Consider the following 6424-nt stretch of genomic DNA (forward strand, 5'->3'; position numbering starts at 1 on the left):
TTTCTTGTATACAAAGCCTCCGCCACAGTCATGTGAATTTTGCAGGGCCGACTCATTATTTTCCTACGCCCAGCCTACATCGAGCTAGAATGAAAAAAGCACCTAGAAAATAAATTTCTAAGTGCTTAATTTATTGGTGGGTCTGGCTGGACTCGAACCAGCGACCAAGGGATTATGAGTCCCCTGCTCTAACCAACTGAGCTACAGACCCTTATTTGTATTTTAATTGTTCCCAGTATCTAGGAAACTACGTAGACGCTCAGAACGGGCAGGGTGACGTAATTTACGTAACGCTTTAGCTTCAATTTGGCGAATGCGTTCACGGGTAACGTCGAATTGTTTTCCTACTTCTTCCAGAGTATGATCGGTGTTCATTTCTATACCAAAGCGCATGCGTAACACCTTGGCCTCGCGTGGCGTTAAAGAATCCAATATATCCTTTGTTACACCGCGCAAGCTGGCATAGACTGCTGCATCGGCTGGTGCCATTGTAGCCGCATCTTCGATAAAATCGCCGAGATGTGAGTCTTCGTCGTCGCCAATCGGCGTTTCCATAGAAATAGGCTCTTTGGAAATCTTGAGAATTTTACGAATTTTTTCTTCGGGCATTTCCATTTTTTGCGCGAGTACAGCCGGTTCTGGCTCTTGCCCGGTTTCTTGCAGTATCTGCCGTGAGATACGATTCATCTTATTGATTGTTTCAATCATATGCACCGGTATCCGTATGGTGCGCGCTTGATCCGCAATTGAGCGGGTAATTGCTTGCCGTATCCACCATGTTGCATAAGTTGAAAATTTGTAGCCACGGCGATACTCGAATTTATCCACTGCTTTCATTAAACCGATATTTCCTTCCTGGATTAAATCAAGAAATTGTAATCCACGGTTGGTGTATTTCTTCGCGATTGAAATTACCAGACGTAAGTTTGCTTCCGTCATTTCTCGTTTGGCACGACGAGCTTTAGCTTCGCCTGTGGACATCTTACGATTGATTTCTTTCAAGTCTTTTATTGGAATACCAATCTTGCTTCTAAGTGCCAACAAATTGTGTTGCTCTTCAAGAATTGCTGGTTTGTAATGTTCGAGTGCCTGATTATAAGGTTTTCCCATATCGATTTCTTGCGTTATCCAATCAAGATTTGTTTCATTTCCAGGGAAAGTCTTGATAAAGTGATTTCTTGGCATCTTCGCTTTGGATACGCACAGATTCATTATTTTGCGCTCATAACTGCGCACATCGCCAACTAATTCACGTTGAGTGTCGCAAAGCTTTTCCACCATTTTTGCAGAGAAGCGAATGGCCATTAACTCAGCCGAAATTTCATCTTGTAACTTGATGTATCCCTGATGATGGGATCCATCTTTCTCAAGTAAGACTTGCATTTCGTTATGCATCTGGCGAATAATCGCAAAACGCTCAAGTGCATCTGTTTTAAGTTTTAACAAATCAGCGCTGGCAATTGCTGCGCCATCGCTATCGTCATCCTCTTCATCATCGAGATCATTGGAGGCCAGCTCCTGCTCGATAGTTTCTTCAGGAAACTCTTCATTGATAATATCTTGCGCGTTTGCATCTAATAACCCATCGACAACCTCATCAATGCGCATAGTCTCTTTTTCAACTTCAGTAGCCAAGTCGACTATTTTTGCAATAATCGGAGGGCAGGCTGAAATTGCTTGAATCATGTGGCGCAATCCACCTTCGATGCGCTTTGCAATTTCAATTTCACTTTCGCGCGTGAGCAAACCAACTGAACCCATTTCGCGCATATACATACGCACTGGATCGGTCGTGCGTCCAAACTCGGAGTCTACTGTTGAAAGTGCGGCTTCTGCTTCTTCTGCGACATCTTCATCAGCTACAGTTGTGGCTGCATCGGACATTAGCAAGGCTTCGGCATCTGGTGCTTCATCATGCACAGATATGCCCATATCGTTAATCATGCTAATGATGCCTTCAATTTGCTCTGCATCCAGCATATCATCAGGTAAGTGATCATTGATTTCCGCGTAGGTAAGATATCCACGCTCTTTCCCTAATCCGATAAGAATTTTCAAGCGCATGCGACGCGCCTCAATATCCTGAGGCTGTGAATTGCTACTTTGGGTAATCGAGGCAGTACTGATCTTATCAATCTGATCCTTACCTATGCTTGTTTTGTTCTTTTTTGGAGTTCTGCCTCTGGTTTTCTTGGTTTCACTCAGATCGATAGCATTTTCTTCTACTGCCACTTGATAAGTTTCAACCGCGCTTGTAGCTTTAACAGATATTTTTGTTAGGTTTTTTTTATCTATTGCTTTTTTTGCAGTTATTTTCACTTTTTTTTCTGCCATTTCTTTATCGATATTTTCGGTTTTTTTTATGGATGACTTATTGAAAACTTCTTTTTTTGTATCTTTAGACTCGCCTGCTCTTGTTTTTGGCATACTGAATTCCCAATAACATGGATAATTTAATTTATAGCTGAAAGCGTAGAATTATAGCAAAATTCATTACTGCTGGCACTTTCTAAACTGGTTTCATCGCATCGCTAGTTGTAGTAGTTCCCGTTTCTCATCATCAGTAAGGGTATTCAAAGACTTGCTATATAATTCTGTGATGCGTTTCTTGCGCTGTACTTGCTGTAGTTTTTCTAGCGCACCTAAAAATTCTGCTTCTAAATCAATTGTGTCGTTCCACTCTAAAATTTCACTCTCGATAGTTTCAAACAATGTTCTATGTGAATTGTCTTGTAAGTAAGCGGTTATTGTTGAAGTTGGCGCTTCGCTATTAATCAAGTGTGGATATTTATCAAAAAGTTCAATCAATGCTTCTAGTGCGGCAATTTCTTCTGAGTCCTCCTTTTGCCCCGAAAGTAAGTTCCTGTCTATCTTATTGATATAACTTGAGTTATGCAATAGCATCATGATTAACCAGCGATAAGTTGTAACGGGTTGTTTTCGTATTGACTTTTTTACTGTGCGTTTCTTGTAAGATGGATTTATTTGTAATAGTTCTTTCAGCTCAGGCTGATTAATGTTACAGAGCTCTGCCAAGCGTCTCAATAATATCAACGAAAGTGCCGGTGCAGTTACTTGCTGCAATAGCGGCTTGGCATCATGTATCAGTTTGGCTCGACCTTCACTGGTCTGGAGGTTAATTCTTGAACATAATTCCTTAAATAGAAATTCTGACAAGGGTACTGACTGTTTAAGTTGCTGCTCAAAGGATTCTCTTCCATTCTGTTTCACAAAGCTGTCTGGGTCTGTACCATCAGGCAGAAAAAGAAAGTTCAGAAACTTGCCATCTGAAAGCAGCGCAAGACTGTTTTCAAGAGCTCGCCAAGCTGCCTTTCTGCCCGCTTTATCACCATCGAAACAGAAAATGATTTGATCAGTCTGGCGCAATAGTTTTTGCAGATGAAAGCTGGTTGTGGCTGTACCTAATGAAGCTACTGTATAATCAATCCCATGCTGCGCAAGCGATATGACATCCATATATCCTTCTACAACGAGTACGCAATTTGCTTCGCGAATAGCGCGACGCGCAGAAAATAAATTGTATAATTCGCGCCCTTTCTCAAATAGAATCGTTTCCGGAGTATTCAGATACTTGGGTTCTTCATCGTCTAATGCCCGCCCGCCAAAACCAATGATCTGACCCTTTTGATTAAGAATTGGAAACATAATGCGATTTCTGAATCTATCGTATTGCTTAGCTTCATCGCCGACGATGACTAATCCAGCCTGCACTAATAAATTACGGGTTTTTTCAGATTTATAATCTGAAAAAACCGTTTCCAGATTTTGCCAGCCAGTTGGTGCGTAACCAATAGCAAATCGTGCGGCTGCCTGACCCGACAAGTCACGCTTTTTAAGATAATAGATTGCTTTTTCAGAGTTTTTTAATTGCTCCCGATAGAAGCGAGTGGCAACTTGCATTACATTTAAAAGATCTTGAGGAGATATTGCTGGATTGCTAATGTGATGATCATTTGCGAAATAATTCTCTGAATCACTCGGAACGACCGGGTTGGGAGGTGCGGCGGTTTGCTGAATGGGCATTTGCATTCCAACGTAAGCTGCTAAATCACGTATCGCTTCAACAAAGCTCAATCCACTATATTCCATTAGAAAACTGATTGCATTGCCATGTGCGCCGCAACCAAAGCAATGGTAAAACTGTTTAGATTGACTGACCGTAAATGAGGGAGTTTTTTCATTATGAAACGGGCAACATGCAACGAAGTTAGCGCCTGCTTTTTTTAGTGGCACATGGCGATCAACCGTATCAACAATATCAGCACGATTGAGCAGGTCATGGATAAAGTTTTGTGGAATCATTTATTCAAAACAATAATACGTCCCGCAAACAAATAAAAGAAATTATCGCGACTGAAGTTACAAAAAATACAGTCGTTAAGCGGATGATACTAGGTCGATATTTTTTCTTTAATCAGCATTGATACTTTGGCCATATCTGCTCGTCCGGCAAGCTTGGGTTTTAGTATCGCCATTACTTTTCCCATGTTCTGCATACTTACTGCACCGACTTCAGTTATTGCCTCGGAAATTAAGACATTAATTTCCGAAGCATCAAAAGGTTTTGGCATATATGTATTTAGGACCGAGATCTCGTCCTTTTCATTATTGGCAAGATCAAATCTCTGTGCTGCTTCGTATTGAGTAATTGAATCCTTCCGTTGCTTGAGCATTTTTTCGATAACAGCTATGACTGCTGCGTCGTCAAGTGTTATGCGCTCATCAACTTCTCGTTGTTTGATGGCGGCTTGCAATAAGCGGATGGTGTCACGCTGCTTAGTATTGCCCGCTCGCATCGCAATCTTCATGTCTTCAGTAATCTTCTGTTTTAAATCAATAGGTATCATGGATGATCCTGATATTCCATATTCAAAGACAGTTGAAAATGGTGCTCAACCACTTGCAATTCTGACTATGATGACTTAATAAAGTTTTGGTGGTAGCAATTGACTACGCAAACGCTTGTAGTTACGTTTCACTGCTGCTGCAAGTTTGCGTTTCCGTTCTGCCGTTGGTTTTTCATAAAACTCACGAGCACGTAATTCTGTTAGTATTCCTGTTTTCTCGATAGAACGTTTAAAGCGTCGCATTGCAACTTCAAATGGCTCATTTTCCTTAACTTTAATAGTCGTCATAAATAAGGCGTAACCTCTTGGTTAGTTGATAAGTAAAAATTTGTTTTTTTGCCCATGATAGGCATCAAAAGCCTTCAATTATAACACCAAGAAATTTATTGCAAAAGAAAAATCTATGTGTCTGCAAGCAATAAGGCGCGAGAATTACTTGAGCTGGTTACTGTTTTAACCTGATTTATGTTATTTCTGTGTGCTTTGCATCTCAGATGCGCCTTATACTTTGAAGCTACTTTATGGCGGTGTTGCTTCGGATATGGATTTGATCAATCGTTGGTTTTTTGATTTTATGACGTTTTGTCAGAAAAATTACACTGAAGCCCAGTGGCATAATATTGTCGCCAAGTCATCTGTTGGTTACGAAGAACTGCTGAAGGTATTCAGTGGCAATGTCAACGAATACTACCGATAATGCTAAAAAATATTACAATTAAAAGGAGAGTTTTGATGAGATCAATTTCCAAATTTGTTTTAGTGGTTTCTCTGTCTTTTCTTTTTTCGTCTCAAGCCATGGCAGATGAAGAAATAACTGAAAATTCATATTTTAGCAAAGCAGGCTTGAAGCTTCTCTCTGGTATAGCCAATGTGGCTACTGGATGGATAGAATTGCCGAAAAATATCCATTTAACCGGACAAAAAGATACACCAGTTTCTGGCTTGACTATTGTTACTCTAGGAGTGCTTCAAGGTGCCTGGTATACCATTAATCGCACAGGATGTGGCGTACTGGACCTTGTGACTTTCATGATCCCAACCAATCCATTGGTTGATCCCATTTTTGTTTGGAATGATTTCTTGCGAGAAACAGAGTTTAAGGGATATCAAATGAATTGATAGCATTCGTGGATTCGATATTGACCTTCCGCCACTATTTATTCTGTCAGTTCATTTTTTATTAAATAGTGTTTATATATCAATGGAATGGCTTCCGAGTTCAATCATTCTCGGCAAAGCCGAGAGTTTGTATTTGTTAACCTCTCAAAAGAGCGAAAGCTGGTGCTGCTAAAACAGCAGCATGATATCCAGTTAGAGTCGATCATAACGCTCGCTCTCCTTTTCTTGATTCATAGAGGTACTAGCCACACCTATCTGGGATACTTCATCTCCACAAAGTAAAATTATTACTGATCGGGATTAGAATCCTATGCCGATATAACCGCCGACAGTCATGCCACCAAACTTCGTGCCGTCCAGAGAACCGGCAGTCAACTGATAGCGTGCATCTGCGCCGATAAAGAAATCTCTCCAGATGTTATATTCGATACCGCCTG

At 40.8% G+C, this 6424-nt stretch carries 6 protein-coding genes and 1 tRNA gene; 2 read left to right on the forward strand and 5 right to left on the reverse strand.

Annotated elements, in window-relative coordinates:
* Nucleotides 1-134: 134 nt before the first annotated feature.
* From QZV86_RS13050 to rpsU, 5 genes are all read right to left on the reverse strand, one after another.
* A tRNA-Ile gene (locus tag QZV86_RS13050) sits at nt 135-211 on the reverse strand.
* An 11-nt stretch (nt 212-222) separates the two neighbouring features.
* Nucleotides 223-2427 carry an RNA polymerase sigma factor RpoD gene (gene rpoD, locus QZV86_RS13055; RefSeq protein ID WP_295628982.1) on the reverse strand — a complete coding sequence of 735 codons (2205 nt, stop codon included), beginning with the start codon at nt 2425-2427 and terminating at the stop codon, nt 223-225.
* 93 nt (nt 2428-2520) lie between these two features.
* Entirely contained in the window at nt 2521-4323 is a 1803-nt protein-coding gene (gene dnaG / locus QZV86_RS13060; RefSeq protein WP_295628984.1) for a DNA primase, read from the reverse strand.
* 89 nt (nt 4324-4412) lie between these two features.
* Complete coding sequence (locus QZV86_RS13065; protein WP_295628995.1) at nt 4413-4859, reverse strand: GatB/YqeY domain-containing protein; 447 nt, start codon at nt 4857-4859, stop codon at nt 4413-4415.
* 84 nt (nt 4860-4943) lie between these two features.
* Nucleotides 4944-5156 (reverse strand): 30S ribosomal protein S21, encoded by a 213-nt coding sequence (gene rpsU, locus QZV86_RS13070; RefSeq protein WP_013648785.1) that lies wholly within the window; start codon nt 5154-5156, stop codon nt 4944-4946.
* Nucleotides 5157-5376: 220 nt separating this feature from the next.
* On the opposite strand from rpsU, the gene QZV86_RS13075 reads away from it, so the two are divergent.
* Together QZV86_RS13075 and QZV86_RS13080 are read left to right on the forward strand one after the other, a co-directional pair.
* The gene (locus tag QZV86_RS13075) at nt 5377-5565 is read left to right on the forward strand and encodes a hypothetical protein (RefSeq protein WP_295628989.1); all 189 of its coding nucleotides are present in this window, start codon (nt 5377-5379) and stop codon (nt 5563-5565) included.
* A complete protein-coding gene (locus tag QZV86_RS13080; protein WP_295628992.1) occupies nt 5565-5987 on the forward strand; it encodes an exosortase system-associated protein, TIGR04073 family in 423 nt (140 codons plus the stop codon). The genes QZV86_RS13075 and QZV86_RS13080 overlap by 1 nt, the downstream gene beginning before the upstream one ends.
* Nucleotides 5988-6424 lie beyond the last annotated feature (437 nt).

This window comes from uncultured Nitrosomonas sp. (genome assembly GCF_902826915.1).
Lineage (GTDB): Bacteria > Pseudomonadota > Gammaproteobacteria > Burkholderiales > Nitrosomonadaceae > Nitrosomonas.

Bases quoted from the DNA above. Each gene is read 5' to 3' on its own strand.
- QZV86_RS13080 (WP_295628992.1), top strand. From the start codon at position 5,565: ATGCTAAAAAATATTACAATTAAAAGGAGAGTTTTGATGAGATCAATT.
- rpoD (WP_295628982.1), bottom strand. From the start codon at position 2,427: ATGCCAAAAACAAGAGCAGGCGAGTCTAAAGATACAAAAAAAGAAGTT.
- dnaG (WP_295628984.1), bottom strand. From the start codon at position 4,323: ATGATTCCACAAAACTTTATCCATGACCTGCTCAATCGTGCTGATATT.
- rpsU (WP_013648785.1), bottom strand. From the start codon at position 5,156: ATGACGACTATTAAAGTTAAGGAAAATGAGCCATTTGAAGTTGCAATG.